The sequence below is a fragment of the Youngiibacter fragilis 232.1 genome (assembly GCF_000495435.3).
Taxonomy (GTDB): Bacteria; Bacillota; Clostridia; order Clostridiales; family Clostridiaceae; genus Youngiibacter; species Youngiibacter fragilis.
In genome coordinates, this window is sequence record NZ_AXUN02000135.1 from 49,696 (window position 1) to 74,445 (window position 24,750).

The window sequence follows — 24,750 nt, forward strand, 5'->3', positions numbered from 1 at the left end:
CATTGATTCTTGGTATGTCGTCATTCTTTCCGGCTATTAGCTCTGCTCCATTGATTCTTGGTATGTCGTCATTCTTTCCAGCTATCGATCTTGATTCATATGGGTTATATGAAAATACCGAAATGGTAAGAGCTGTCACAGAAATAAGTAGCATCACTTTGTTTAGTAGTTTCTTCATGCCGTCATCCCCCAATGATTCTTATTTATGCTATAATACTATCATATTTTGAAAAAATATTTTCTGGGTTTGAATCTGGATTTTGGGGGTATCTGTATGTTTTCTACTTATAATATGAAGAAATACGGGGCTGAATTAAGAAAAATCAGAAAATATCTCGGACTTAATCAATCGGACGTAAGAAGACTCTCAGGTCTAAATGAAGATACCTTGACTAATATTGAGAATGGACTTGTTATACCTCGTTATGACACAATAGAAATTCTTTCTCATGTATATAAATTCGATCTCATGAATCTTCTATTCTTTTTCAAAAATGAGTATGATATTTTGTCCTTATATGAAATGTTAGATCTCGCAATTACATATAACGATATTTTAAAGCTAAAGGAAATTCGAGATAACCTCATTAATTTCAAGGATGACCCTGAATTAGATAATCTAATTCAATACTCTGATTTTGATATGCTCCTGGCTTATACAGAGTCAAATATCATATACTTTGACAAAAAATCCAGCAGTCAATCAAAGCATCAAGCTAAAAACTTTTTGGTCGAAACACTGAAATCAAATAATCCAGATTTTTCGATTTCATCATTCAAGAAATTCAATTATAACTTTCTTGAATTAAGGATGCTCCTTTTGATCGCTCAATTTGAATCAGACATTGAAAACTATAGTCTAAGCAATTCTATAATGGAATTCATCCTTAAAAAGATGTCAATATTTGACAAGTATGAGCTTGTACCAGTGAAGTTCAAGTTAATCATATACTTCAACCTTGCTTACAATTACCATAATCTGTATAACCATAAGAAGGTATATAACTACGCTGTAGAAGGGATCGAGCTGGGGAAATCAACCAATGATTTCTCGAACCTATTTTTCCTCTATTATAGGAAAGGAATCGCTGAATACCACCTAAAACATCCTGATTATATGGATTCACTGAGGAAGTCCATATACATCCTCGATATACTTGACAGACATGAACTGAAGAAGCTCTACATTGAATCCACAAAAAAGAATTACGATATAGATATAAACTGATTTGAAGGGCCAAAATGCTGCTCCATTTTGGCCCTTCCGATTTATTTGGAGGAGTTATCATTTAGCTATGCTGCTGCCATAGAGTTCTCCGATGTTACAAAGAGGATTTATTGCCATGTCTCCGTATTTTTCTGAAGTTGTCCAGGCATACTCCAATCCTTCTGTCATTTCCTTTCCAGTATGGCTATATTTAACTATTGCATCTACTTCTCTGATATTTCCATCTGCTACAGCCTCATACAATATAGTTCCTTTTCTGAGTGAACCTTCCCATTCTGTATCCATTTTGAATACTCTCTTAACAGGTGCTGTGAAGGCAACTTCCATTCCCCTTATAGTCTCTTCGGGCTTCCATACCGCTTTATGTGATTTAACCATCTTTCCGTTTGAATCGCAGTAATGCAATGAAGTTACCGCATCCGACACATGAACGTTACCACTTCTTGTAATACCTTCTACCGAATAGAAGTCTCCTGTGTCAATAATGGGTGCCCCATTCCAGCAGAAATCGACAACTATCTTGAAGGAGGTGTTGTCTTTCGACTTGGAGTATTTTCTGCATATTGTAAGCTCTCCCGTCATTTCTGGTGAAGCTGCTTCTCTCATTTTATCTGTCCTGTCGAAATTCCTGATTGCTGAAATCTGGCTTCTGCTGTATCCACGGGCAGAAAGGCTATCATCTGCTATATTCTTCAGCTCTTCTATCTTCTCATCGAAATGATTTAACTTTTCTGTAATATAGGTCAGATCATTGCCCAGATACTCCGGAACCGGCCTGTCAGACAGCAGTATATTCCTTTTTATTGAACGTTCCTTTTCCTTTAAAGCCATATATTCATTTACCTTATAGCTCTCAACCTTGATCGGCAGCGAATTAATATGAGTATAGGCCAATTTCAAGAACGCAGCTGCAAGCAATATTATCATAGTCGCCAATCCATACTCAAACATTATTTCACCTCCGTATTTAGACTCTTCCTGTGATTGTATGGTAACATAAATGCAATGAAAAAAATCCCGGTTGAAATCGGGATTTTTACACATCTTGTATTTATTCTTTGTTTTTATGCATTAATTATAAAGATGATTTTTTAAATGTCTGGTCCCTTCTTGGTCCAACGGAAACAATTGAGACTTTTATATCCAGAAGCTCTTCAATTCTTTCAATGTATTTTCTTGCATTCGGATGCATCTCATCGATTGATGTAGCCCTTTCTACCGAATTATCCCAGCCCTCGAACTCCTCATATACAGGTTCGCACTCAGCAAGGTCAACAAGGCTTGCAGGAACATAGTCTATGATATCACCTCTGAGCTTGTATCCTGTACAAACCTTGACCTTCTCAAGACCTGCAAGAGTGTCAATTTTAGTGAGCACCAGGGATGTAAGTCCTGACACCCTGATTGATGTCTTTACGATTACCAGGTCAAGCCATCCGCATCTCCTGCTCCTTCCGGTAGTCGTACCGTATTCGAATCCTTTTTCTCTAATCCATTCACCAGTTGAATCATTCAGCTCAGTAGGGAATGGACCCTTTCCGACTCGGGTAGTGTACGCCTTGGTTACTCCAATTGCCTTCTCGATCATGTTGGGTCCTATACCAACGCCGCTAGCAACACCTCCGGCAGTGGTATTCGATGAAGTTACAAATGGATATGTTCCATAGTCGATATCAAGCAGCATACCCTGTGCCCCTTCAAAGAGCACCCTCTTCTGCTTTCTTATCTCATTATACACAACTACTGAAGTATCCTTTACGAAAGGTCTTAGCCTGTCAGCCAACGAAATATATTCTTCGTAGATGGCATCAAAATCCAGTGCTTCCCCACCAAGAACCTTCACAATATACTCATTCTTCTGTGCAAGGCTATCTGCTAGCTTGTCTCTGAAGCTTTCAGCGTGCATAAGGTCGCAAACCCTTATTCCAGACCTCTCATACTTGTCAGTATAGCATGGACCAATGCCCTTTCCTGTTGTGCCTATATCATTCTTTCCCCTGGCTTTTTCCTTGAGCTGGTCAAGGATCTTATGATATGGCATTATAAGCTGAGCCCTGTCGCTTACTATCAGCTTGCTGCTGTCTATCTTTATACCAAGGTTCTCAAGATACTCTATTTCCTCAAAAAACGCCCTCGGATCAAATGCTACACCATTTCCAACAACATTCAGCTTGTCATCGTACAATATGCCTGAAGGAATCAGATGAAGCTTGTACTTCTTGTCATTTACTTCAACTGTATGACCTGCGTTGTTTCCACCTTGGAATCTCACAACCACTTCAGCAGTTTCCGCAAGGTAATCTGTTATCTTACCTTTACCTTCGTCTCCCCATTGAGCACCTACTATTACTAAAGTTGACATAATATATCTCCCCTCAAAACGAAACAATTTCACACCATTTACAATAACTATATTAGCAGAAACAAAAGAAATCATCAAACAGACTTTTATCATTCGTGTTTTTTATATTTACCTTACTCAGGTTCTGGTTGTTAATTTATTGATAACACCCCAAATAAAATGCACAAGTAGGATATAATTAAATTGAAAGAACGTACATAATTATGATTTTACAAAAGAAGCATGGGGACTCCCTTGGGAAGGAGGATGGTCGGCGAAATTCCGGCTGAATTGATATGAACATACCAAACATGCTTACGGTATTCAGGATATTTCTTATCCCAATTTTCCTTGCAGTATATTTCTCTTCACCTGAAACCAATCTGCTTCAGGCTGTAGGTATATTCCTTCTCGCAGGCGCAACCGATGTCCTCGATGGTCACATAGCAAGGAAATACAACCAGATAACCAAGTTCGGCACAGTAATGGACCCTCTTGCAGACAAGCTTATGCTGATTACAGCCCTCACATCATTTACAATCACGGGTATCGTTCCACTTTTCCTGCTCATCATTATACTAGTGAAAGAGCTCATCATGATTTTCGGTGGAATCCTTACCTACAGGAAAGGAATAATAAATCCTGCCAACAAATACGGAAAGACCGCTACCTTTCTTTTTCATGTGTCCATGGTCACTCTGGTATTCAACAGGAACCTCGGGCTCATTGTACTTGTTGCGGCAGCCCTTGTTGGTACTGTAGCGATGATATCCTACATCAGAATAACCCTGGAAAAGAAAAGGGACTTGTAAGACAAGCCCCTTTTCCTATTAACTTTCAGATCTTCTTTTCTTGCGTTCTTCAATCAGCATATAAGCTTTCCTTAGAACAGTCTTGCTTTCCTCATATGTTATCTTCCCAAGAGCCTCCTCAAATGAGAAGTACCCGTACTCCTCAATCTCAGCCTCCTGAATCTCAACTGTACCAATACCCCTGCCTATATAGAAATCTACTGTCTTTTCCACTCCAGCCTTTGGAGAATATTCTGATTTCAGGACATGTTCTCCAAACAGCTCAAGTGTCAGTCCAGTCTCCTCCAGCACTTCCCTCAATGCGGCTTCCAGCGGGCTTTCATCACCTTCCATGTGACCCTTGGGAAAGTCCCAATGTCCGCCGTATCTGTGCTTTACGAGAAGAAATCTTCCCTTTTCATCGACAACAACAGCACCGAAAGATCTCTCTTTCATTTTATATCCACTCCCAAGGGCATCAATAATCCCTGTGTACAGTATCAAGTCTTGCAAACCTTGAGAACTGTCCAAGCCAGGCAAGCTTTACTGTTCCAACAGGACCATTCCTCTGCTTGGCTATTATGCATTCAGCTATGTTCTTTTCTTCAGAATCCTTGTTATAGTACTCGTCCCTGTAAAGGAACATGACAAGGTCAGCATCCTGTTCTATGGAACCTGATTCTCTCAAGTCCGACAGCATCGGCCTGTGGTCAGCTCTCTGCTCCGGAGCTCTGGAAAGCTGAGACAAAGCTATGACAGGACAGCTCATCTCCTTGGCCAATGCCTTGATTGACCTTGAAATCTCAGATACTTCCTGCTGCCTGTTTTCACCTGATCCGCTCATGAGCTGAAGGTAGTCGACCATTATCATGTCGATACCGTGTTCAAGCTTCAGTCTTCTGCATTTTGACCTCATTTCTGTCACTGAGATTCCTGCAGTATCATCAATGAATATCTTAGCCTGTGACAGCGGTCCTGATGCCCTTGCAATGTTCTCCCAATCCTTGTCATCAAGCTCACCGGTTCTGAGCTTTAGCATATCCACATTCGCTTCAGAGCAAAGCAGCTTGTATGCCAGCTGTTCAGTTGACATTTCCAGTGAAAAAATCGCCACGCTCTTTCCTGCCCGCAAAGCTGCATGTTCAGCGAGATTGAGAGCGAATGTTGTTTTACCCATGGAGGGTCTTGCAGCGATTAGGATCATGTCTCCCTTCTGGAATCCTGAAGTCTTAGAATCAAGCTCCGGAAATGGTGACGGGACGCCTGTAGTCACGCCTTTATTGTTGAACATCCTCTCTATTTCAATGAAGCCTCTTTCAAGAATCGTGCTAAGCGGCTCGAACCCACCCTGTGAACGTTTTTCAGCAATATTGAATATCCTCTTCTCTGCGCTGTCCAGTACACCTTCCACGTTATCCTGCTTGCTGTAGCTGTCATCCATGATCTCCGTTGAGGCTCTTATCAGTTTCCTGAGAAGGGACTTTTCTGAGACTATCTTGATGTATGAGCTAAGGTTCAAGGTAGAAGGCACCGAGCTTGCAAGCTCAGTCAAATAGGATATCCCTCCGACCTGGTCCAGCTTTTCAGTTGACCTTAGAAGCTCAGTCATTGTAACAAGGTCTATCGGAATATCCCTTTGAAACAAGTCCAGAACTGCCAGAAAAATGGTCTTATGCCCTTCCCTGTAAAAATCCTCAGCCTTAAGCACTTCAAGCACCTGAGCTATGGAATTTTTGTCAAGTATCATCGAACCCAGAACAGACTGCTCGGCATCCTGGTTATTGGGCATTATTCTCAACGTATTCCCTTCCATATAATCCCCCTATTCCAGAACAATCTTCAGCAAAGCATCTATATCCTTGATTGTCTTCACATAAATATCCTTGATATCTTCAGGCATTTCGGCCTTGTTATCCTCCGGGATCAGCACAAGCTTGATACCCTTTCTTCTTGCTCCATAGATCTTTTCAAATATACCACCTACCGGTTTGATCCTACCTCTTAGAGATATCTCACCAGTGACTGCAACGTCCTGTCTTATCGGCTTGTTGAGCAGTGCGCTGATTATGCAGACTGTTATGGCAGCACCTGCTGAAGGGCCATCAATGTTGGCTCCTCCAATCACATTAACATGCACATCATAGTCAGCCATATCCTTACCAGTTACACTCCTTATTACTGAAGCTGCATTGAATACTGAGTCCTTGGCCATGGACCCTGCAGTATCATTGAACCTTACCATGCCCTTTCCGCTTTCACGGGCAGGATATACGGTAGCTTCAATCTCCAGTGTGGATCCAATATAGCCTGATACTGCAAGTCCATAAATATGGCCTACCTCCTTCCTTTCACCATCATGGTTCATCTCAAATGGAGAAAGTCTGGCTATCTTTATAACCTCAGCGAGATCACTGTTTTTTATCAGTATATTCGATAGGTCCGCTGACTTTGTATTGTACAGGATAAGTCCATAGGCATCTGCAAGCAGGTTGATTGCCTTTCTGCCTTCAACCGTATACCTTGAGATGGTCTCTTCAATCCCGTCCTCAAGTTCAACCTGGAGTTTTTTGGCTGCATTCCTTACGATCACCTGTATGTCTGACGGTGACAGGGGTTCAAAGTATACTTCCGTGCATCTTGACCTTAGCGCAGGACTGATATCCTGAGGTTCCCTTGTTGTTGCACCAATAAGCACAAAATCAGCTGGTGCACCTTTATCAAAGAGATATTTGATATACTCAGGGGTACTCTCATCATCAGGATCATAATAAGAGGATGAGAATTCAACTCTTTTATCTTCCAGGACTTTAAGCAGCTTGTTCTGGAGTATTTCATCCAGTTCTCCGATTTCATCTATGAACAGCACACCGCCATGTGCTTCGGTTACAAGTCCTGGTTTGGGTTCAGGTATTCCACCCTCTGCAAGGTCCCTTTTGCTGCCCTGGTAAATCGGGTCGTGCACGGAACCAAGAAGTGGATTTGTAATCTCTCTCGGATCCCACCTCAGTGTTGTTCCGTCTACCTCAACGAATTTTGCATCCTCACCATAAGGAGTGAAATTCAGTTTCTTCGCTTCATCAAGTGCAATTCTAGCTGCAGTTGTTTTACCGACTCCAGGTGGTCCATATAGTATTATATGCTGTGGGTATGGAGATGCGATCTTCGACAGAAGAGACTTCACAGCGCGTTCCTGGCCTACAAGTTCATCAAAGGTCTCCGGCCTTAGAAGCGACTGGAGGCTTTTTGTAAGATTCTTCTTGTCCAGCTTAATCAGGTCACTGTATCTCTTCCTTGTTTTGGCATTTTCCGGCCCCTTCTTTTTGCTTAGAACAGACAGCCTCATCTCATCGATGTATTTGTCCTGCTTGTTCATGATAGCAATCTCTACTTCCTTTTCAATATTGCTCTGAACAAAGTTCCTTGCGATGGACTCCGATATCCACTTATTGGTATCCTCGATTACATCAAAAATATCTTCCTGGTTAGGAATCTTAATCCTGCTGGATCCGTCAGATGCAATCATGTTTACAGCATAAGCCTTTTGATAGACTGACCCGTTCAGCAGCTTGTTAAGTTTGAACTTTACAGCTCTTGCCTTGACTGCCCCCTTATCCAGGACATTTTCAAGTATTTCAAGCTGGACCTTAACTTCTGCCATGAGGTCAGACTCATCCAGGACAGGTCTCTTGTTCGTCTTGTCCAAAACGTCCTCCTATTCTGTCGGTGCAATGTTCAGCTTGAATTTTGCAGAAATCTCAGGATACACCTTGACTTCGACATCATAGGAGCCAACCATCTTGATTGTTTCGACAACAACCTTCTTCTTGTCTACATCAATCCCAAAGTTCTTCTTTATTATCTCAGCAACATCTTTGCTGGTCACTGCCCCAAATAATCTTCCATTCTCTCCGACCTTGACATTTATAGTAACTTCCTTATTTTTCATTTTCTCAGCAATCGCCTGAGCTTCTTCAATTTCCTTAAGCTTTTGCTTCCTCTCGCTGTCCTTCTTCATGTTGACAACATGAAGATTCTCAGATGTAGCTTCCTGCGCGAGCTTTCTTGGGAACAAAAAATTCCTCGCATATCCATCGGATGTGTCTACCACATCACCTTTTTTACCTAGATCCTTTACATCTTTAAGCAGAATAATCTTCAACTCTACTCCTCCTCTTTCTTGTTTTCTGAAATAGCATCTTTAAGCCTCTGAAGAGCTTCCTCCATCGTTACCCCTTTAAGACGGGCACCTGCCATGGTCATATGTCCTCCGCCACCTAATGCTTCAAGGATTACCTGGACATTCTGGATCCCCATTGACCTTCCACTTATGACAACGTCAGCATTGTCTCTCGCAAGTACGAATGATGCGTTGATGTTCTTAAATCCAACCAGTTCATCAGCTGCTTGCGCTGCAAGCAGCAGGTCTGCATCATCCCCATCATAGGTCGTGATTGCAATATTGTCTTCAATTACAGCCTTCTTGATCAATTCGGATTTTCTGACATAGGATTCCAGATCACTCGCAAAAAGCTCCCGAATATCCTGGCTGCTTGCACCGAGTCGCTTTAGGAACGATGCTGCTTCAAATGTTCTGACACCTGTCTTGAAATTGAAGCTCTTGGTATCCACTCTAATTCCCGCGAATAAAGACTCAGCCTCCAAAATTGAAAGGTTTGGTTTTTCAAATATGTATTGTATCAACTCAGTGACCAGCTCAGATGTTGAAGACGCATAATTTTCAATATAGGACATCGTACTCCCTTGTATCTGGTCCGGAGCCCTCCTGTGATGGTCAACAATTACCCTTTTGCTGAAATTATCTATAAATTCCTTATCAAGAACGTAGTTCTCCGAATGAACATCTACTATTATCAGCAGGTCATCACCCCTAATTGTCCTTGAAGCCTGATTAACGCTAACAAATGTATCCTTATAGTTTTCCGTCGACCTGAACTTGTTCAGAAGAGGCAATATGTTGGAATATGGTTCTTCAAGAAGAATCCTGGCATCCTTGCCAAGTCCACGAGCAATAACATTTATTCCGATAGCAGCACCAAGGCAATCCATGTCCGGGTTTTTATGACCCATTATGAATATACTCCCGCTCTCGGAAATCAGGTCACGCAGGGCATGCGCAACGACCCTGGATCGGACCCTTGACTTTTTCTCGATTTCTTTGGATTTCCCTCCAAAGAATTGAAGATTCTCTTTAGTCTTCACCACTGCCTGGTCTCCACCTCTTCCAAGAGCGAGCTCCTTGGCAGCATTTGCAAGCTGTGAGTTCTCCCTTGGATTCTGACCATCCATTCCGACACCGATGCTTATTGTAGGTTCAATCGTATTTCCCTGGTCAATTTCCTTAATCTTGTCTAGGATGTTGAATTTCTTCCTGATTTCTTCATCAAGATACTTGTTCGGTATGATAAGCATATATTTGCTGGAATCATACCTTTTCACAAGAGCCATTGTATTCTGTCCGTAACCGAATATCACTTTCTCCAGCTCTGCTAGAAGAAAAGGCTTCTTGTCATTTTCTATGCTTTGCATAAGGTCACTGAAGTTATCGATCTCCAGAAGCATGACGGATACGCTCTTGGCTTCAGCATCCCTGATATCAGTAATATCAATGAAGGTAAGAAGCGCCATCTCCTCATTGAATTCGCCTTCACTGCTTCTGATATACACGTTATTTATGTGATATACTTTATCTTTAATTTCAATATCAATGCTGCTTGGACCATTTTCCATGAACAGTTCTTCAGCTTTCTTTCCTGTGAGAATCTCAAATCCTGATTCAATTTCTTCCCATCCAAATGCATTCCGGGCAGATTTATTGTTCCATATTATATCTCCGTCTCTCCCGACAAGTATAATTGGAAAATCAGCATTTTCAGCAGACCTATAGACCGAGATGTACATTTTCTTTATTGTGGTATCGACGAATCGATCCCATTTTTTCCGTTTGTATATGTATAGTGAATCAAGATATACAAGCGCAGCAATAGACAGTATGAATAGAACAGTCGCTTCCTTATGGTGTCCATAATAGGATAAAGCACCTAAAGAAGCCGCAATAATCGCCGCATAAAGGAGATCACTTTTTTTGAACTTGTAGTACTTGTCCATTCAGATCAATCCTTTCGTTTGAAGGCTCTTATTTTCCACTACCCTTCAGTTTCCTGCGGAGAATTCCGAACAAGCCGTTCTCGCTCGTATTCCTGAAGTCAAATGCACTGTCTACTACACCTGCAATCATCATTGTGTACGTTAGTATCGGTGTAGTCAAAATTAGGAATATTGCCATGAATCTTGTGAATTTGTTAAACTTGAGCTTCCTTATCATATAGTAGGTTACAAGCGACAGACCCCCGATTCCTGCAGTTATGTCAAACATTGTCTTTCCAAAATACATCACTGATGCACCAGCAGGAATTTCGAAGTACATCAGTGAAATTCCGATAATGGAGAGGAACAGTGTTGATGAGATAAGGAGCATATTCGGTTTGATGCTGTAGAAATCAGGGAGCTTCCTCAAGGTTATTCCAAATGGCTTGAATACCTTCTCTGATACCTTCCTTAAGATATAAGCTGATACAAGGGAGTACATAGCAAGCGAGGCAGGAATCATGATCATCACAGTATCTGCATTTAGAGCCATTATGTCCTTGACTGACTGCTGATTGGCATAGTCAGCACCCATTCCCTCGTACAATTTGACAGCTTCTCTCATTGATTCCTGGAGAACCTTTATATTCATGTCAATCATTTCAGTAAGGCTCATATCAGTGATGAAGGCAAGGTCAATCCCTACCATGGCTACATATCCAATCGCTATGAAGAATGCTATTACCAGGATTTCAACCAGCTGTGAAATATCATGGCTAAGCATAAACATAAGTCCAATTCCGGTTGAGTAAAAAACAATTGTCTGACTAAGCGCGGATATAGGGTCAATCATCATACCCAGGATGAAAAGAGTTGCAAAAAAGGAGATCACTGTATATCCTTTTCCACTGGTCTTATAAATCATCGCAGTAACGATTGGAGCAGCTACGACGGTAATTATCCCGACAAAAGGGATATAAAAGCCAGCAAGTGCCAGCACCACAATTACTGAAGTTAAAATCGAAGCCTTGACAAGCTTCTCGGTCTTGTTGTTTCTCATTAAAATCATCCTTTAGATGCGGACTTCCGCAATAAACTCAGAATAGGTCCATTCAGACGAATACTATTCTAATTGTAAATTTTTTTGATACCTAATGCAACAATGCCTGAATATATACTAAAACCGTGACCCAAAATGGATCACGGTTCCAACTTCCTACTCTGTTGTAAATGGTAGAAGAGCTATGTTTCTTGCTCTCTTTATGGATTCAGTCAGCGCTCTCTGATGCTTTGCGCAAGTACCGGAAATCCTCCTTGGGAGAATCTTTCCTCTCTCAGTGACATACTTCCTGAGTTTTGCAACATCTTTGTAATCTATGCTGTCAACCTTGTCCACACAGAATGAACAAACTTTTCTCTTTGCTCTTCTAACTCTTGGATTGCCTTTTTTGAAATCCCTTGAGTTCTCTCTGCTCATTGTTAAACCTCCTTACCTAAGTTTAGAATGGAATCTCTCCATCATCAACCGGAGTCATGTCGTCGAACGACGATCCGAATCCAGAATCCTCTTTGCCATAGCCTCCGAATCCGCCCTCACCTGAGTTCTGTCCCTTAGCTCCCCACTCAAGGAATTGTACTTCTTCTGCGACTACTTCTGTGACGTATCTTCTTCCACCGTCCTTGGCTTCATATGACCTGGTCTGTATCCTGCCAGAAACTCCCATAAGCTTTCCTTTACTCATGTACTGAGCTGTGGATTCAGCTGATTTTCCCCATACCACTACTGGTATGAAATCCGCCTCTCTCTGCTGGGTGTCTTTGGTGAATCTCCTATCAACCGCAAGGGTCAAAGTAGTTACCGCAGTCCCCGATCCCGGAGTATATCTGAGTTCAGGATCCTTAGTTAGTCTTCCTATCAATACTACCTTGTTCATACTGCACCACCTTTTACTTTTCCAAGTTTACTATGATGTGTCTGATTACGCCGTCAGTGATTCTGAATATCCTGTCGAGCTCCTTCGGTAATTCAGGCTCTGCCTGGAAATTCACGAGCACATATGTGCCTTCGTTGACTTTGTCTATCTCGTAAGCAAGTCTTCTCTTGCCCCAAAGATCAACATTGTCGATAGTGCCTCCACCATTTTCTATTACACCCTTGAACTTTTCGATTGAAGCAGTTACAGCCTCTTCGTCGAATGATGGATGCAATATGAATATAGTTTCATACTTTCTCATCATGTCACCTCCTCCCCCCGGACTACGGCCATGCATTTCGCATAGCAGGGATTACATCAAATTATTTTATCACTATTGATTACATTATGCAAATAAAAATCTGGTCTATACAGTTTTTTTTGCATCTTTTTCAAATTTATTCCTGGGCAGCATAACTATGCGCTGGCATCCAAGGCACTTTATCTTTATATCCGCACCAACTCTGATTATTTCCCATTCATAGCTGCCGCACGGATGCTGTTTTTTCATCAGCACTTTCGTACCGATATCATATTCCTTGATCATACCTGCTCCTTTCACAGCGTGTTCTCATGTTCTACCTTCATTATTCCATTTACAGTGAATCTGTATACAGCCTTATAGGATATTTTCTCAAGCAATCTTTTGCCCTTTTTAAAATACTCTTCATCAGTCAGTCTGAGGCTTAATCCGCAACTCCCAAGTATCATGGGAGGGGTTGGGTAGACGCTGAAGATAACATTTTCAGATTTGTATTCTGCTTCAGCCTTCATGGCATCCTGTGTATTTTTGAACGTAATCAGATAAATCTCCATGCATCCTCCAAAAACATTTTTCAAGCTGCTCCAGCAACCTTCATTATAACAAACCCATTACCCTTGCAACAAGTGAATCACAGAAATGGTAGCCTTATCATCCCATACATATGCAGTCCTATAGTATTTATCGCAAAATTTGCAAACATATGTACAAGATAGGAAAATTTGATGTCATTGGAGTGTTCGTCAAGGAAATTAAAGAATACTCCAGCTATGAACAATCCCGCAATCGCAAGTATTACTATCAGGCTATCAGCCCATCCTTCAAGAATTGCCACATGATACGCTGCGAAGCTGCCTGCAGATAATATGTAGCTTACGGCTCTGCCGGCTAGCCCCTTCATCTTGATGAAAGCAATCCCTCGGAAGAAGATTTCTTCAATCAATGAATTAATGATTGATATATACAAAGCGACAAGAATGAAATTCTCCCGTTCGACATCAAGGTTTGACGACAGTATCTGTCTTATGTTTTCAAGATCAATAAATCCTGATATGAGATAAAATGTTATAATCATAAGTATATAAACAGAAACTCCCAGTGCTGCAGGCTTTAGGAACCCTGACTTCCCCGAAAACAGCCCCTTGAAGAGATTCCTTCCCGTGACAACAGAATAGGCAGCAGGTACACCTAAGAACAGGAGTACTTTGAATATTGATTTTACCAGATATACAGGCATAATCACCTTGTCGATATAGAAGATGATGAGACAACTTGCTGCAATCATTATGGAAAGTGACTTAAATTCATTTTTTACAACCTTCACAATATCACCCTTTATTCATGATACATTATATTATATCCTTTCACCCTACAATCAGATGCATTTTCATCATTTCTTAATCATTAGTGATTATAACCTGAACCTTTTAAGTACATCGCCAATAGCAGCAAGAATAAAGGAATGTAAAGCTTGATGTCACACTTGAGATAGTGGTTTACTAATGCTTCAAATGATAAAATATAGATGTACCCGATACCCTAATTCAATCGATTTTCAATCACACAGGAGATGCTTGATGATATATTTAGATTGCGCTTCCACATCGCTAATCAAACCACAATGTGTCACTGATGCGGTCTGTAAAGCCATGTCAGGCAATTTGGGAAATCCAGGAAGGGGGTCTGGCAAATCCTCTATAGAGAGTTCCAGATTATTGTTTGAAACAAGAACTATCATAGGAACACTTTTCGGTATGCCTTCACCAGATAATGTAATCTTAAAGTCATCAGTCACTGAATCCCTCAATACAATATTGATTGGGCTCCTTAAGAAGGGTGACCACGTAATCTCCTCTGTTATGGAACACAATTCGGTCCTGAGACCTCTTGAAAGACTCAGGAAGAGCGGAATTATAACCTATGACCTGTTAGGTGCTGATAGTTTCGGACGTATCAAAATTGAAGACCTGAAAGGATTGGAAAAGAAAGAGACGAAACTCATAATTTTGACACACGCCTCTAACCTGTGTGGTACTATCCAGGATATTTCATCAGTGAGACAGCTGCTTCGCAATAAGGATATTTTTGTTGTAATTGATGCCGCTCAGACAGCTGGCTACATTCCGGTAAATATAGGCAATCTGTCAGCAGATGCAGTCGCATTTACAGGACATAAAGGACTTTTAGGTCCGCAGGGAACAGGTGGTTTCATACTAAATGACAGGATCAACCATGAAATGATGCCTGTATTTACTGGCGGTACAGGCTCAGATTCATCCAGCCTCTCTCATCCAATGTTTCTTCCAGATAAGTATGAAGCTGGAACTGCAAATGTTCCCGGCATCGCAGGGTTGTCAGCTGGTGTAAATCATATTCTTGAAGAAGGATTGGATTCAATAACGGCTAAAAACCAGTGGCTGATGGATCATTTTCTTAATCGACTGAAGAAGTTTAGTGAAATATTTTTATATGGGATTGATATTAGCAAAGGAAGAATTCCCTGTTTTTCACTTACATTCAGTGATATTGATCCATCTTTGGCTTCATATGTCCTTGATAATGAATTCGGTATCACTACCCGCTCAGGACTTCATTGTGCGCCACTTGCCCATAAGGTCTTTGGCACCGATACTTCAGGTTCATTACGTATCAGCTTTAACCACCTGACTTCTGAATGCGATATTGACGCTCTGTTTAGCGCATTCTCAATGTTGAAAGGAGTATCACATGACTAACGGTACTGTAAAGGACCATATGAAGAGATACGATCAGATAATAATATATTTTGTATGCTATACTCTCATATTTATTATTTTTACCACAACGCTTCGCTATACGATTCCATTTGTGCTTGCATTCATCTTTGCATCAGTACTTTCCAGACTTATACGGGGTATAAGTTCCAAACTTAAGATTGACCAGAAGTATATCAGACTGCCCATAATCATACTTTTTTTCGGAATAATAGGTACGCTTGTTACTATGCTGGCTATAGGTATCGCAAACCAGGCCGTCAGATTTGGAGTAGCTGTTGTAAATTATTTCACCGATAATGGTGAAAGCATCATGTTTTGGTTTAATGAAAAATACCACTGGCTGATATCTCAAATTGAAAATCTCGATCCAAGGCTTATCGAATCTGGAAATCAGATGCTTAACAGCGCTTTGATGTCAATTAGGGATATTTCCTTGTCTCTTGGCACTGCAATCGGCAAGTTTTCGGTAATTTCAATTACAGGCATACCATCGCTGCTTCTAGTCATAATCTTTACTGTTGTTTGTACTTTCCTCTTTACTCGGCTGATGATTAAAGAACCTCATTTTCTACTGAAATATTTGCCCATTGAAAAAGAGAATAAAGGAAGATTCATAGGTATTTTGAATGAAGGAAAGGATATGGTCATTAAATATGCCCTGTCATATCTTCTTGTAATATTTATAACCGGACTGATTTCCAGTTTTGGCTATATGCTCCTCGGTATACCTTACGCACTTTTGCTTGGCCTGGTAACTGCTTTCCTGGATCTGCTTCCAATACTTGGTGTATCTGCTGCTTATGTCCCTCTGGGGGTTTACTACTTTGCTCACGGAAACATAGTGGTGCCTGCCGGTCTCATTATATTGTGGGTCATTGTCGCGGTAGGAAGGAATGTCTGGGAACCTAGGATCGTTGCCAGCACTTTGGATATGAGCCCAATAATTACAATAATGGCAATTTTCATAGGACTTAAGCTAAATGGCGTTCTTGGAATGTTCTATCTTATGTTCATGGCGGTTGGATTTAAAGTTTTGCAGAAAGTAAATGTCATAGATACCTTTGCAAATAATATTAATGACCAGACAGGAGGTGTCGAATGAAATCCATAATAAAAGCTGCGGCTGCTGTTTGTCTTGCTACTGTTATTACAGGCTGTAATTTCCAGGTACCTGATAAAGGCAAGGAATTGCTGGAAAAAGCTGAGACCATACTTAACAGCGCAATGGATTACTCAAATTCGATAATAGATAAATATAAGAATGAAGAACTTCTTGAGGGTTCCGATTTTGCAAGGGACTTCTCAGAATTCAGTAAGAAGATGGAGGAAATGGACCTTTCTGCTGCAAGTGAAGCGACACAGAAAAAGTATGCCGAATTCAAGGCTGAAATGCTTACGCGATATGACGACCTCCTTGAAGAACTTACAGACAACAAAGATTTTCAGACCATCAAGGGCAAGCTTATAAAATTTTGGGAGTGGGCGGATACCAAACTTGATGAAATAAGAAATGACATATGAAAGAAGAGCAGGAATGGCATTATTTACCGTTCCTGCTCTTCTTTTCGAGACCCATGGCCTTATTCATAGCATACATCTCTTCATCTGAGAGAGCATATTTTGACTCACCTTTTTCGATTGGTTTCGCATATGAGGTGCTTATATTTCGTCCGAAAAGACTTGTAATCACAACACCATCATTATGATCATCAAGTAGTGCGACAGAGTAGCTGAGATCGCTGCCGACGTCTTCGAATGCCTTGAACCTCACAACTCCTACCTTCTGTACGCAGTTCCTTATCTGACTGTTCAACAGCTTCAGATTATCAACGCACATTTCAGAATTTTGTTTGGCCGTCTCAACTTTCTCCTGATAGGAACTTATCATTTCTTCAATTGATACAGCACTGGATCCTTTCATGAGTCTTGTCAATTTTCGCTGAAGCTTGTTAGTCCTGACAAGCAGCAGTATGAATATGACTGTATACACCAAAAATAAAGCAGCGAGCGCTATTGCTATTACTCCAATATTTTCATAAACCATTTCATATATGTAATTAATATCCATATTTAATCCTCAACCTTCAGAAACTCCAGTATTCTATCAAGCTCATCTGAACTGTAATACTCAATCTCGATTTTCCCTTTGTTTTTTGCTTTTGTTTTGAACCGCACCTTTGTACCAAGAACTTCTCCGAGCCTTTTTTCAAGATCGGATAGATATGGATCCAATGTTTTCTTTTGCCTCTCAACCTTTTCAGTGTGGTATACCGCAACCAGGTGCTCAGTTTCCCTTACACTTAAGCTGAAATCAATGACTTTCTGGCTTGCATGATACTGATCGTCATGGTTCTCAAGTCCAAGCAATGCCCTTCCATGACCTTCTGACAGTATTCCTTCTATCAGAAATTCCTGAACCCTTGAATCAAGGTTCAACAGTCTGATTGTGTTCGATATGGCTGTTCTTGACTTCCCAAGTTTTTTTGAAAGATCTTCCTGAGTAAGGCTGAAGTCTTCAAGGAGTCTCTTAAAAGCACTGGCTTCTTCCATCGGGTTCAGGTCCTGCCTTTGGATATTCTCTATGAGGGATATTTCTAAAACATCCTTCTCCGAAAGATCCATCATTATCACGGGTATTTCTTTTAATCCGGCTTTTCTGGCCGCTCTCCAGCGTCTTTCACCTGCGATTATCCTATAATCTTCGCCTTCTTTTTTGACGATGATTGGTTGAATCATTCCGTGCTCTTTTATGGATTCGGAGAGCATGTAGATTTTATCTTCGTCAAAATACTTTCTTGGCTGCTCTTTATTGGGTTTGATTCTATTTATGTCTATACTATCTATCGGGCCTGAAGTCTCTTCAGCCTCTGGTAACAGTGCGTTAAGGCCCTTACCTAATCCAAACTTTTTTGCCACCAAAAATCCTCCTTTATTGCTTTCTTAAAAATTCTTCTGCAAGATCTGAATATGACTCTGCACCCTTACACTTGTCATCATATGCAAATATTGGTAATCCAAAGCTTGGTGCCTCAGCCAATCTGATGTTTCTAGGTATTGTATTCTCATATACAAGTTCTCCAAAATAGCTCTTCAACTCTTCAGCAACCTGGAGCTGCAGGTTTCTTCTGGAGTCGAACATAGTCAGAACAACGCCTTCAATCTCCAAATCCTTATTTAGACCCTTCTTCACCAGGTTTATTGTCTTGATTAGTTGACTGATTCCTTCAAGGGCATAATACTCACATTGCATGGGTATTATCACTGAGTTGGCAGCAGTCAAGGCATTGATTGTGAGTAAACCAAGTGAGGGCGGGCAATCGATGAATACATAATCATATTTTTCAATGATTCCATCCAATCTGCTTTTTAGAATTTTTTCCCTTTCCGGTATCATTGCAAGCTCAAGGTCAGCACCAGCCAGCTCAATGTTGGATGGTATTATCTCAATATTGCTGATGCTTTCAACCGGTTGGATAACGAGATCAAGCTCAGTGTCTGATAAAAGCAGATCATATGTCGAATATTCAAGTTTATCCTTGTCTATCCCAAATCCGCTGGTAGTGTTCCCTTGGGGATCCATGTCAATTACCAGGACTTTCTTATCCTTCAAGGCAACATATGAAGCTATATTGATATTGGTTGTTGTCTTTCCGACCCCACCTTTTTGGTTAAATACGCATACTACTTTCATGTTATCCCCCGAATTCTTATATTCACACTATTCTATTATAAACTTAAGCGTATGCATTTAATAGTCAAATTCAAAATTGTTTCACGTGAAACATAGGCTGTTTGAAAACACTCAACCACTAACAAATGAGTCGAACTAAGTTGAAGACGCGATGTTTCACGTGAAACATCGCGTCTTCTATCTGATTGGCTTCTTTGCAACTATCCCTGCTTGTCTTGGATACTTCTGTGGTGTCCGGGAAACCTTTTCCACCACAACAATATTATGGTTTAGGTCAGTATCCTTAATAGTAACATTAATAACTTCCAGAAGTTTTCCACCCATCTCACTTATTGCTCTCTTAGCTTCATTCAATTCAGCTTCTACACCCGGTCCCTTTAAAGCTATAAAATACCCCCCTTGTCTTACAAAAGGAAGACAGAGCTCTGAAAGTACCGCCATATTAGCAACTGCCCTGGACACTGCAATATCATATTTTTCTCGATGCTCAGGCATCTTTGCCCCATCTTCAGCTCTGGAATGCACGAAATTGACATTATCAAGATCCAATTCCCTGCATACTTCCTTTAAATATTCAATGCGCTTATTCAGAGAATCAAGTAAAGTCAATTCAAACTCTTCATTTACAATCTTCATAGGAATACCTGGAAACCCAGCTCCAGTTCCCACATCAATTATTTTCTGGGCTTTTCTCAGTTTGGTGAATTCAAATACCTTCAGCGAATCTATGAAATGCTTCTTTATTATTCCATCCATATCGGTTATTGCTGTAAGGTTAACTCTTGAATTCCAATCGATCAGCATCTCAGAATATCGAATGAACTTCTCATATGCAATTTCATCAAATTCAATTCCGATTTCATCAGCACATGATTTCATATAATCAAAGTACATACTATTCCTCCCTGGTCTTTTTGATTGTCTCCAAGTAAATTGCAATTACGGATATATCTGCAGGATTAACCCCCGATATTCTTGAAGCCTGCCCTAGATTAAATGGCCTGATTTTATTCAACTTCTGCTGTGCTTCAATTCTTAAACCTTTGATTTCCATATAGTCCTTAATTGCATCCAGTCGTTTTTTCTCATATTTCTCAAACTGTGCCACCTGCTCGAGCTGCTTTACAATATAGCCCTCATACTTACTGATTATGCTTACTTCTTCCATCACATCTAGTGACAGGAAAGGGCGGTTTGTATCAAGTACGGAAATCTTAAAATAATCGAGTTCAGGCCTCTTTATCAACTCATAGAGGCTTATGGGCTTTTTTAACTCGACGGATCCAAGCTCACATAATATCCTATTTGTTTCTGCGTTACCTGTGACTTGTACAGACTTCAATCTCGCAACTTCGCTTTCGATATTAGATTTTCTTTTTATATAAGTTTGGTATCTGTCATCTGTAACGAGACCCACCATTCTACCCAGTTCAGTAAGTCTCAGGTCGGCATTATCCTGCCTAAGGAGCAGCCTGTACTCTGATCTTGAAGTCATCATTCTGTAAGGCTCATTGGTTCCCTTAGTTACAAGGTCATCAATAAGAACACCAATATATGCCTGTGACCTGTCAATAATCAGTGGTTCCTTTCCAATTACTTTTAACGCGGCATTAATACCTGCTACCAATCCCTGGGCTGCAGCCTCCTCATAGCCTGAAGTGCCATTAATCTGGCCTGCCCCGAAAAGTCCGCTGATTTCCTTGAATTCAAGAGCAGGGGACAACTGGAGAGGATCTATTACATCATATTCAATTGCGTAGCCACATCTTACTATTTCAGCATTCCTAAGTGCCGGAATCGTATGCAGCATTTCAAGCTGAACCTCTTCAGGCAATGATGAAGAGAATCCCTGGACATACATTTCCTGTGTATATAGTCCCTCAGGCTCCAGGAACAGCTGATGTCTTTCCCTGTCTGGAAACCTGAATATCTTATCCTCGATAGAAGGACAATACCTTGCTCCAACTCCCTCAATTGAACCATTGAACATTGGTGACCGATGCCTGTTTTTTGATATCACTTCATGTGTATCTTCATTGGTATAAACAAGATAGCAGCTTTCCTGCTGGCGTTCGATACCTTCTGTCATGAAGGAGAATGGTATGATCCTATGATCTCCTTTCTGTTCCTCAGTTAAAGTAAAATCTACACTTCTTCTATGTATTCGAACTGGTGTTCCTGTTTTGAATCTCATTATCCTTATGCCAAGATTCCTAAGGCTGTAAGTCAGGGTTTTGGATGATGAAAGTCCGTTAGGTCCTGATTCATAAGCTGTCTCACCAATTATGATCTTGCTTTTCAAGTAAGTGCCTGTACACAGAACTACAGCTTTTGATCTGAAGACTGCATCATTTTTGGTCATTACACCATAAATAGCCTTGCCATCGCTTATGAGGGATGTAACTTCAATCTGCTTGACAGTAAGGTTGGGCTCGCTCTCTACAATCCTTCTCATTTCCATCTGATACTTCATTTTGTCAGCCTGTGCCCTCAAAGAGTGGACTGCCGGGCCCTTGGACAAATTCAGCATCCTTGACTGTATCAGTGTCTTATCGATATTTATACCCATCTCACCGCCCAAAGCATCGATTTCTCTGACGAGGTGACCTTTAGAAGTTCCACCTATATTCGGATTACAAGGCATAAATGCCAGACTGTCGATATTCATTGTACACATTAAAGTCCTGCAGCCCAGCCTGGCAGACGCCAGCGCAGCTTCACATCCTGCGTGACCGGCACCGACTATGATTACATCGTATGTTCCTGCTTCGTACATAAACTGGTACTCCTTATTTTCCTACACAGAAATCCGAGAAGATCTTGTCAATTAGATCCTCTTGCAGTGTGTCCCCGGTGATTTCCCCAAGGTAACTCCATGACGCACTTAAATCTATTGATACGACATCAAGTTGCATATTCTCTTCTAAAGCCACAAGAGCATCCTTAAGACTCTCGCTTGCCCTAATGAGAGCCTCTTTATGCCTGTCGTTTGAAACTGAATATTCGCCCGCCTTCACTGTCCCGGCAAAGAACATCTCCTTGATTCTCCGCTTTAATTCAGTGATTCCGTAACCATTAGTTGCCGAAACCTGTATGGCATCAGCAAGTACCGGGTGATCGTATTCAAGTCTGTCATCAAGGTCAGTCTTGTTCAACAATACAATATATCTTGCATATTCAAGACGGTTTAGAATTTCGATATCTTCCTTGTCGATTGGTCTTGACCTGTCGAGCATAAATAGGACAAGGTCAGCTTCAGACAATTTTTGTTTGGATATATCAACGCCTATTCTTTCAACAATATCCTCAGTATCTCTGATTCCTGCAGTATCTACCAGTATTACAGGAATTCCATCCAAGTTAAGGTATTCTTCAATAACATCACGTGTCGTTCCTGGAACATCCGTAACGATTGCTCTTGTTTCCATGAGCAGAGTATTCAGCAGTGAGGATTTGCCTACATTTGGCTTTCCGGCAATTACAGTTCTCAGGCCATCCCTTATGATTTTGCCTTCACCTGATGTCTTGAGCAGGGTTTCAATCTTATGGAGTATTTCTTCAGCATCACATTTTACTTTTTCAGCTGTCGCTGATTCCAGGTCATCCTCTGGGAAATCGACAGTTACTTCAATGAAGGCCAGCATATTAAGGAGTCTCTCCCTGATATTTGTTATTTCCTTTGAGAGACGTCCCTGTGATTGGGCCATTGCTGTTTTCATTGATTGGTCCGTTTTAGAATTGATTATGTCAATTACAGCTTCAGCCTGAGCCAAATCAATACGACCGTTCAGAAATGCCCTTTTCGTGAATTCACCTGGCCCCGCCGGTCTTGCTCCCCTTAGTAAAACCTGATCAAGTATCCGCCTTGATGAAGTATACCCACCATGACTTGTTATTTCAACAACATCCTCAGCTGTATAGCTTTTTGGAGCCTTGAAGTAGCTGACTACTACCTCATCGATAATTTCTCCGCTATCATATTCTACAATATGTCCATAATGCATTTTCCAAGGCCTGATATTAAGAAACACGTCATTATTCTTCAACTTGAATATTTCCGAGACAATAGCCTTAGCATCGTTTCCGGATATTTTGATCATGGCTACTCCGCTTTCACCGGGTGGTGTAGCAATGGCTGCAATTGTATCAAAGTCTCTCATGGCTACTCCTTCCAAATCTTTGAATCTTCTCATCATCATCAGTACGTATTTATCCAACAGCTTCATAATAAAAAAAGCCTGAGTTAACTCAGGCTCACTTCTATTTATCCAGTTCAACTACAACTCTTCTGTACGGCTCATCGCCAACGCTGTATGTCTTGATGCTTTCAACACCCTGAAGAGCTGAGTGGATGATTCTTCTTTCATATGGGTTCATCGGCTCCAGTTTCATCGACCTGCCGTATTTCTTTACCTTATATGCTGTCTTATCAGCAAGTCTCTTGAGTGTGTCCTCGCGCTTCTGTCGGTATCCTTCAGTATCGAGTACTACTCTCTTGTAACCACTGATTTTATTTACAACAAGACTGGTAAGATATTGAAGTGAATCCAGCGTCTCACCCCTATATCCGATAATGAGACCCATTTTGGGACCGGAGAGGTTTATTCTGAGTACGTCATCCTCTTCCTTCACCTTGATTTCAGCAACTATTCCCATTGAATCCAATACACCGCTTAAAAATCTTACGGCTTCCTCTGGCGCGTTCTTCTTTACAGTAACACGTATCAGAGCCGGTTTTGCTCCAATGATTCCAAGTAAACCCTTGCTGCCTTCCTCAATCACCTCATATTCTACACGGTCCTTCTCAACCTTGAGTTCCTTGAGTGCGTTCGAGAGAGCATCATCAACTGTTTTTCCAGAAAACTCCAATGCTTTCATATCAATACCACCTCATCCGGATATTTATTCCTTCTCTACATAATTCAAGATAAGTGTCTGTATTATCCTGAATACATTTCCAGTTACCCAGTATAATCCAAGAGCTGCAGTAGATGTGTAGGTAAAGAATCCAAATAGAAGAGACATGCTGTAGCTCATCATATTTGTCTGCTTTGTCATCGCATCATCCTTGACAGCCTTATTCTTGCTCTGGCTGAGCCAGGTTGAAAGTATCATGGTGACAACCGCAAGAACTGACAGGACTATATTTCCTTTAGCCCCAAGATCCGGTATTAGCGGACCGAACTTCATTGCTGTGATCGAACCGTCTTCAGCAAGCTTTCTGAAAACACTGAACATGGCTATGAAGATAGGGTAGGTAATAAGAAGAGGCAGGCAGCCTCCGAACATGCTGACATTATTGTCCTTATAGAGCTTCATGGTCATTTCCTGAACCTTCTGAGGATCATTCTTGTATTTCTCCTGAAGCTTTTTAACTTCAGGCTGTATAGCCTGTGTCTTCTTCATTGATTTTATCTGCTTATAGTTCAATGGGAACATAAGGAAGTTTATGAGTACTGTGAATAATATTATTGTGAATCCCCATTGATTTCCAGGATCAGCTACAAACTGGTCCAGAAATGACTTGATGATGTGAAAGACGCTGATGAATAATTGATTTAATGGCTCTAACAACTTATTACCTCCATGGCTTTCACCAATAG

General features: G+C 41.0%; 27 protein-coding genes. 5 read left to right on the forward strand and 22 right to left on the reverse strand.

Annotation, left to right across the window (positions count from 1 at the left end; genetic code table 11):
* Positions 1-274: 274 nt before the first annotated feature.
* The gene (locus tag T472_RS06915; RefSeq protein WP_023389181.1) at positions 275-1,228 is read left to right on the forward strand and encodes a helix-turn-helix domain-containing protein; all 954 of its coding nucleotides are present in this window, start codon (positions 275-277) and stop codon (positions 1,226-1,228) included.
* Positions 1,229-1,285: 57 nt separating this feature from the next.
* Here T472_RS06915 and T472_RS06920 read toward each other — a convergent pair whose 3' ends face one another.
* Together T472_RS06920 and T472_RS06925 are read right to left on the reverse strand one after the other, a co-directional pair.
* Positions 1,286-2,179 carry a hypothetical protein gene (locus T472_RS06920; protein WP_023389180.1) on the reverse strand — a complete coding sequence of 298 codons (894 nt, stop codon included), beginning with the start codon at positions 2,177-2,179 and terminating at the stop codon, positions 1,286-1,288.
* A gap of 124 nt (positions 2,180-2,303) precedes the next feature.
* Positions 2,304-3,590: an adenylosuccinate synthase gene (locus T472_RS06925; protein WP_023389179.1), complete on the reverse strand. Its 1,287-nt coding sequence runs from the start codon at positions 3,588-3,590 to the stop codon at positions 2,304-2,306.
* 275 nt (positions 3,591-3,865) lie between these two features.
* Between T472_RS06925 and pgsA the strand changes: the two genes are divergently transcribed.
* Positions 3,866-4,381 (forward strand): CDP-diacylglycerol--glycerol-3-phosphate 3-phosphatidyltransferase, encoded by a 516-nt coding sequence (gene pgsA, locus T472_RS06930; RefSeq protein WP_023389178.1) that lies wholly within the window; start codon positions 3,866-3,868, stop codon positions 4,379-4,381.
* 18 nt (positions 4,382-4,399) lie between these two features.
* On the opposite strand, the gene T472_RS06935 is transcribed toward pgsA, so the two are convergent.
* The 12 genes from T472_RS06935 to T472_RS06990 all read right to left on the reverse strand — a co-directional run bounded on the left by T472_RS06935 (position 4,400) and on the right by T472_RS06990 (position 13,985).
* Complete coding sequence (locus T472_RS06935; protein ID WP_023389177.1) at positions 4,400-4,816, reverse strand: bis(5'-nucleosyl)-tetraphosphatase; 417 nt, start codon at positions 4,814-4,816, stop codon at positions 4,400-4,402.
* Between the two features lie 22 nt (positions 4,817-4,838).
* Positions 4,839-6,173, reverse strand: coding sequence for a replicative DNA helicase (locus tag T472_RS06940; protein ID WP_023389176.1), 1,335 nt, complete (start codon positions 6,171-6,173; stop codon positions 4,839-4,841).
* Positions 6,174-6,182: 9 nt separating this feature from the next.
* The gene (lonC, locus tag T472_RS06945; protein ID WP_052011774.1) at positions 6,183-8,018 is read right to left on the reverse strand and encodes a Lon family ATP-dependent protease; all 1,836 of its coding nucleotides are present in this window, start codon (positions 8,016-8,018) and stop codon (positions 6,183-6,185) included.
* 54 nt (positions 8,019-8,072) lie between these two features.
* Entirely contained in the window at positions 8,073-8,519 is a 447-nt protein-coding gene (gene rplI, locus T472_RS06950; RefSeq protein WP_023389174.1) for a 50S ribosomal protein L9, read from the reverse strand.
* A 2-nt stretch (positions 8,520-8,521) separates the two neighbouring features.
* A complete protein-coding gene (locus tag T472_RS06955; protein ID WP_023389173.1) occupies positions 8,522-10,486 on the reverse strand; it encodes a DHH family phosphoesterase in 1,965 nt (654 codons plus the stop codon).
* 28 nt (positions 10,487-10,514) lie between these two features.
* Positions 10,515-11,525 carry a DUF2232 domain-containing protein gene (locus T472_RS06960; protein WP_023389172.1) on the reverse strand — a complete coding sequence of 337 codons (1,011 nt, stop codon included), beginning with the start codon at positions 11,523-11,525 and terminating at the stop codon, positions 10,515-10,517.
* Between the two features lie 156 nt (positions 11,526-11,681).
* Positions 11,682-11,942 (reverse strand): 30S ribosomal protein S18, encoded by a 261-nt coding sequence (gene rpsR / locus T472_RS06965; RefSeq protein ID WP_023389171.1) that lies wholly within the window; start codon positions 11,940-11,942, stop codon positions 11,682-11,684.
* A 22-nt stretch (positions 11,943-11,964) separates the two neighbouring features.
* Entirely contained in the window at positions 11,965-12,399 is a 435-nt protein-coding gene (locus T472_RS06970; RefSeq protein ID WP_023389170.1) for a single-stranded DNA-binding protein, read from the reverse strand.
* Between the two features lie 13 nt (positions 12,400-12,412).
* Positions 12,413-12,700 carry a 30S ribosomal protein S6 gene (gene rpsF / locus T472_RS06975; RefSeq protein WP_023389169.1) on the reverse strand — a complete coding sequence of 96 codons (288 nt, stop codon included), beginning with the start codon at positions 12,698-12,700 and terminating at the stop codon, positions 12,413-12,415.
* A 105-nt stretch (positions 12,701-12,805) separates the two neighbouring features.
* Positions 12,806-12,985 (reverse strand): DUF951 domain-containing protein, encoded by a 180-nt coding sequence (locus tag T472_RS06980; protein ID WP_040906955.1) that lies wholly within the window; start codon positions 12,983-12,985, stop codon positions 12,806-12,808.
* Positions 12,986-12,996: 11 nt separating this feature from the next.
* Positions 12,997-13,254 carry a putative Se/S carrier protein gene (locus tag T472_RS06985; RefSeq protein ID WP_023389167.1) on the reverse strand — a complete coding sequence of 86 codons (258 nt, stop codon included), beginning with the start codon at positions 13,252-13,254 and terminating at the stop codon, positions 12,997-12,999.
* A gap of 77 nt (positions 13,255-13,331) precedes the next feature.
* A complete protein-coding gene (locus tag T472_RS06990) occupies positions 13,332-13,985 on the reverse strand; it encodes a CPBP family intramembrane glutamic endopeptidase (RefSeq protein ID WP_207643957.1) in 654 nt (217 codons plus the stop codon).
* A 292-nt stretch (positions 13,986-14,277) separates the two neighbouring features.
* Between T472_RS06990 and T472_RS06995 the strand changes: the two genes are divergently transcribed.
* From T472_RS06995 to T472_RS07005, 3 genes are read left to right on the forward strand one after another with little or no spacing between them, the layout of a single operon-like run.
* Positions 14,278-15,435 carry an aminotransferase class V-fold PLP-dependent enzyme gene (locus tag T472_RS06995; RefSeq protein WP_160319129.1) on the forward strand — a complete coding sequence of 386 codons (1,158 nt, stop codon included), beginning with the start codon at positions 14,278-14,280 and terminating at the stop codon, positions 15,433-15,435.
* Positions 15,436-15,454: 19 nt separating this feature from the next.
* Complete coding sequence (locus T472_RS07000; RefSeq protein WP_207643958.1) at positions 15,455-16,558, forward strand: AI-2E family transporter; 1,104 nt, start codon at positions 15,455-15,457, stop codon at positions 16,556-16,558.
* Positions 16,555-16,977, forward strand: a complete 423-nt coding sequence (locus T472_RS07005) for a hypothetical protein (RefSeq protein WP_023389163.1) — start codon at positions 16,555-16,557, stop codon at positions 16,975-16,977. Before T472_RS07000 ends, T472_RS07005 begins: the two co-directional genes overlap by 4 nt.
* Before the next feature lie 19 nt (positions 16,978-16,996).
* Here T472_RS07005 and T472_RS07010 read toward each other — a convergent pair whose 3' ends face one another.
* From T472_RS07010 to T472_RS07045, 8 genes are all read right to left on the reverse strand, one after another.
* Entirely contained in the window at positions 16,997-17,524 is a 528-nt protein-coding gene (locus T472_RS07010) for a DUF4446 family protein (RefSeq protein WP_023389162.1), read from the reverse strand.
* 2 nt (positions 17,525-17,526) lie between these two features.
* Complete coding sequence (locus T472_RS07015) at positions 17,527-18,372, reverse strand: ParB/RepB/Spo0J family partition protein (RefSeq protein WP_023389161.1); 846 nt, start codon at positions 18,370-18,372, stop codon at positions 17,527-17,529.
* 13 nt (positions 18,373-18,385) lie between these two features.
* Positions 18,386-19,147 (reverse strand): ParA family protein, encoded by a 762-nt coding sequence (locus tag T472_RS07020; protein ID WP_023389160.1) that lies wholly within the window; start codon positions 19,145-19,147, stop codon positions 18,386-18,388.
* A gap of 177 nt (positions 19,148-19,324) precedes the next feature.
* Positions 19,325-20,041: a 16S rRNA (guanine(527)-N(7))-methyltransferase RsmG gene (gene rsmG, locus T472_RS07025; RefSeq protein ID WP_023389159.1), complete on the reverse strand. Its 717-nt coding sequence runs from the start codon at positions 20,039-20,041 to the stop codon at positions 19,325-19,327.
* A gap of 1 nt (position 20,042) precedes the next feature.
* Positions 20,043-21,923 carry a tRNA uridine-5-carboxymethylaminomethyl(34) synthesis enzyme MnmG gene (gene mnmG / locus T472_RS07030; RefSeq protein ID WP_023389158.1) on the reverse strand — a complete coding sequence of 627 codons (1,881 nt, stop codon included), beginning with the start codon at positions 21,921-21,923 and terminating at the stop codon, positions 20,043-20,045.
* 13 nt (positions 21,924-21,936) lie between these two features.
* On the reverse strand, positions 21,937-23,307 hold the full coding sequence (gene mnmE / locus T472_RS07035; RefSeq protein ID WP_023389157.1) for a tRNA uridine-5-carboxymethylaminomethyl(34) synthesis GTPase MnmE: 1,371 nt from the start codon (positions 23,305-23,307) through the stop codon (positions 21,937-21,939).
* Between the two features lie 100 nt (positions 23,308-23,407).
* Positions 23,408-24,025 (reverse strand): RNA-binding cell elongation regulator Jag/EloR, encoded by a 618-nt coding sequence (jag, locus tag T472_RS07040; RefSeq protein WP_023389156.1) that lies wholly within the window; start codon positions 24,023-24,025, stop codon positions 23,408-23,410.
* Positions 24,026-24,049: 24 nt separating this feature from the next.
* Positions 24,050-24,721: a YidC/Oxa1 family membrane protein insertase gene (locus tag T472_RS07045; protein WP_023389155.1), complete on the reverse strand. Its 672-nt coding sequence runs from the start codon at positions 24,719-24,721 to the stop codon at positions 24,050-24,052.
* Between the last annotated feature and the right edge of the window lie 29 nt (positions 24,722-24,750).

Bases quoted from the DNA above. Each gene is read 5' to 3' on its own strand.
- T472_RS06940 (WP_023389176.1), bottom strand. From the start codon at position 6,173: ATGGAAGGGAATACGTTGAGAATAATGCCCAATAACCAGGATGCCGAG.
- T472_RS06960 (WP_023389172.1), bottom strand. From the start codon at position 11,525: ATGAGAAACAACAAGACCGAGAAGCTTGTCAAGGCTTCGATTTTAACT.
- jag (WP_023389156.1), bottom strand. From the start codon at position 24,025: ATGAAAGCATTGGAGTTTTCTGGAAAAACAGTTGATGATGCTCTCTCG.
- rpsR (WP_023389171.1), bottom strand. From the start codon at position 11,942: ATGAGCAGAGAGAACTCAAGGGATTTCAAAAAAGGCAATCCAAGAGTT.
- mnmE (WP_023389157.1), bottom strand. From the start codon at position 23,307: ATGAGAGACTTTGATACAATTGCAGCCATTGCTACACCACCCGGTGAA.
- T472_RS06935 (WP_023389177.1), bottom strand. From the start codon at position 4,816: ATGAAAGAGAGATCTTTCGGTGCTGTTGTTGTCGATGAAAAGGGAAGA.
- lonC (WP_052011774.1), bottom strand. From the start codon at position 8,018: ATGGCAGAAGTTAAGGTCCAGCTTGAAATACTTGAAAATGTCCTGGAT.
- rpsF (WP_023389169.1), bottom strand. From the start codon at position 12,700: ATGAGAAAGTATGAAACTATATTCATATTGCATCCATCATTCGACGAA.
- T472_RS07010 (WP_023389162.1), bottom strand. From the start codon at position 17,524: ATGGATATTAATTACATATATGAAATGGTTTATGAAAATATTGGAGTA.
- T472_RS06980 (WP_040906955.1), bottom strand. From the start codon at position 12,985: ATGATCAAGGAATATGATATCGGTACGAAAGTGCTGATGAAAAAACAG.
- T472_RS06925 (WP_023389179.1), bottom strand. From the start codon at position 3,590: ATGTCAACTTTAGTAATAGTAGGTGCTCAATGGGGAGACGAAGGTAAA.
- rsmG (WP_023389159.1), bottom strand. From the start codon at position 20,041: ATGTACTTTGATTATATGAAATCATGTGCTGATGAAATCGGAATTGAA.
- T472_RS06990 (WP_207643957.1), bottom strand. From the start codon at position 13,985: ATGATTGCAGCAAGTTGTCTCATCATCTTCTATATCGACAAGGTGATT.
- T472_RS06915 (WP_023389181.1), top strand. From the start codon at position 275: ATGTTTTCTACTTATAATATGAAGAAATACGGGGCTGAATTAAGAAAA.
- mnmG (WP_023389158.1), bottom strand. From the start codon at position 21,923: ATGTACGAAGCAGGAACATACGATGTAATCATAGTCGGTGCCGGTCAC.
- T472_RS06970 (WP_023389170.1), bottom strand. From the start codon at position 12,399: ATGAACAAGGTAGTATTGATAGGAAGACTAACTAAGGATCCTGAACTC.
- T472_RS06985 (WP_023389167.1), bottom strand. From the start codon at position 13,254: ATGGAGATTTATCTGATTACGTTCAAAAATACACAGGATGCCATGAAG.
- T472_RS07020 (WP_023389160.1), bottom strand. From the start codon at position 19,147: ATGAAAGTAGTATGCGTATTTAACCAAAAAGGTGGGGTCGGAAAGACA.
- T472_RS06955 (WP_023389173.1), bottom strand. From the start codon at position 10,486: ATGGACAAGTACTACAAGTTCAAAAAAAGTGATCTCCTTTATGCGGCG.
- T472_RS07005 (WP_023389163.1), top strand. From the start codon at position 16,555: ATGAAATCCATAATAAAAGCTGCGGCTGCTGTTTGTCTTGCTACTGTT.
- T472_RS07000 (WP_207643958.1), top strand. From the start codon at position 15,455: ATGAAGAGATACGATCAGATAATAATATATTTTGTATGCTATACTCTC.
- pgsA (WP_023389178.1), top strand. From the start codon at position 3,866: ATGAACATACCAAACATGCTTACGGTATTCAGGATATTTCTTATCCCA.
- T472_RS06995 (WP_160319129.1), top strand. From the start codon at position 14,278: ATGATATATTTAGATTGCGCTTCCACATCGCTAATCAAACCACAATGT.
- T472_RS06920 (WP_023389180.1), bottom strand. From the start codon at position 2,179: ATGTTTGAGTATGGATTGGCGACTATGATAATATTGCTTGCAGCTGCG.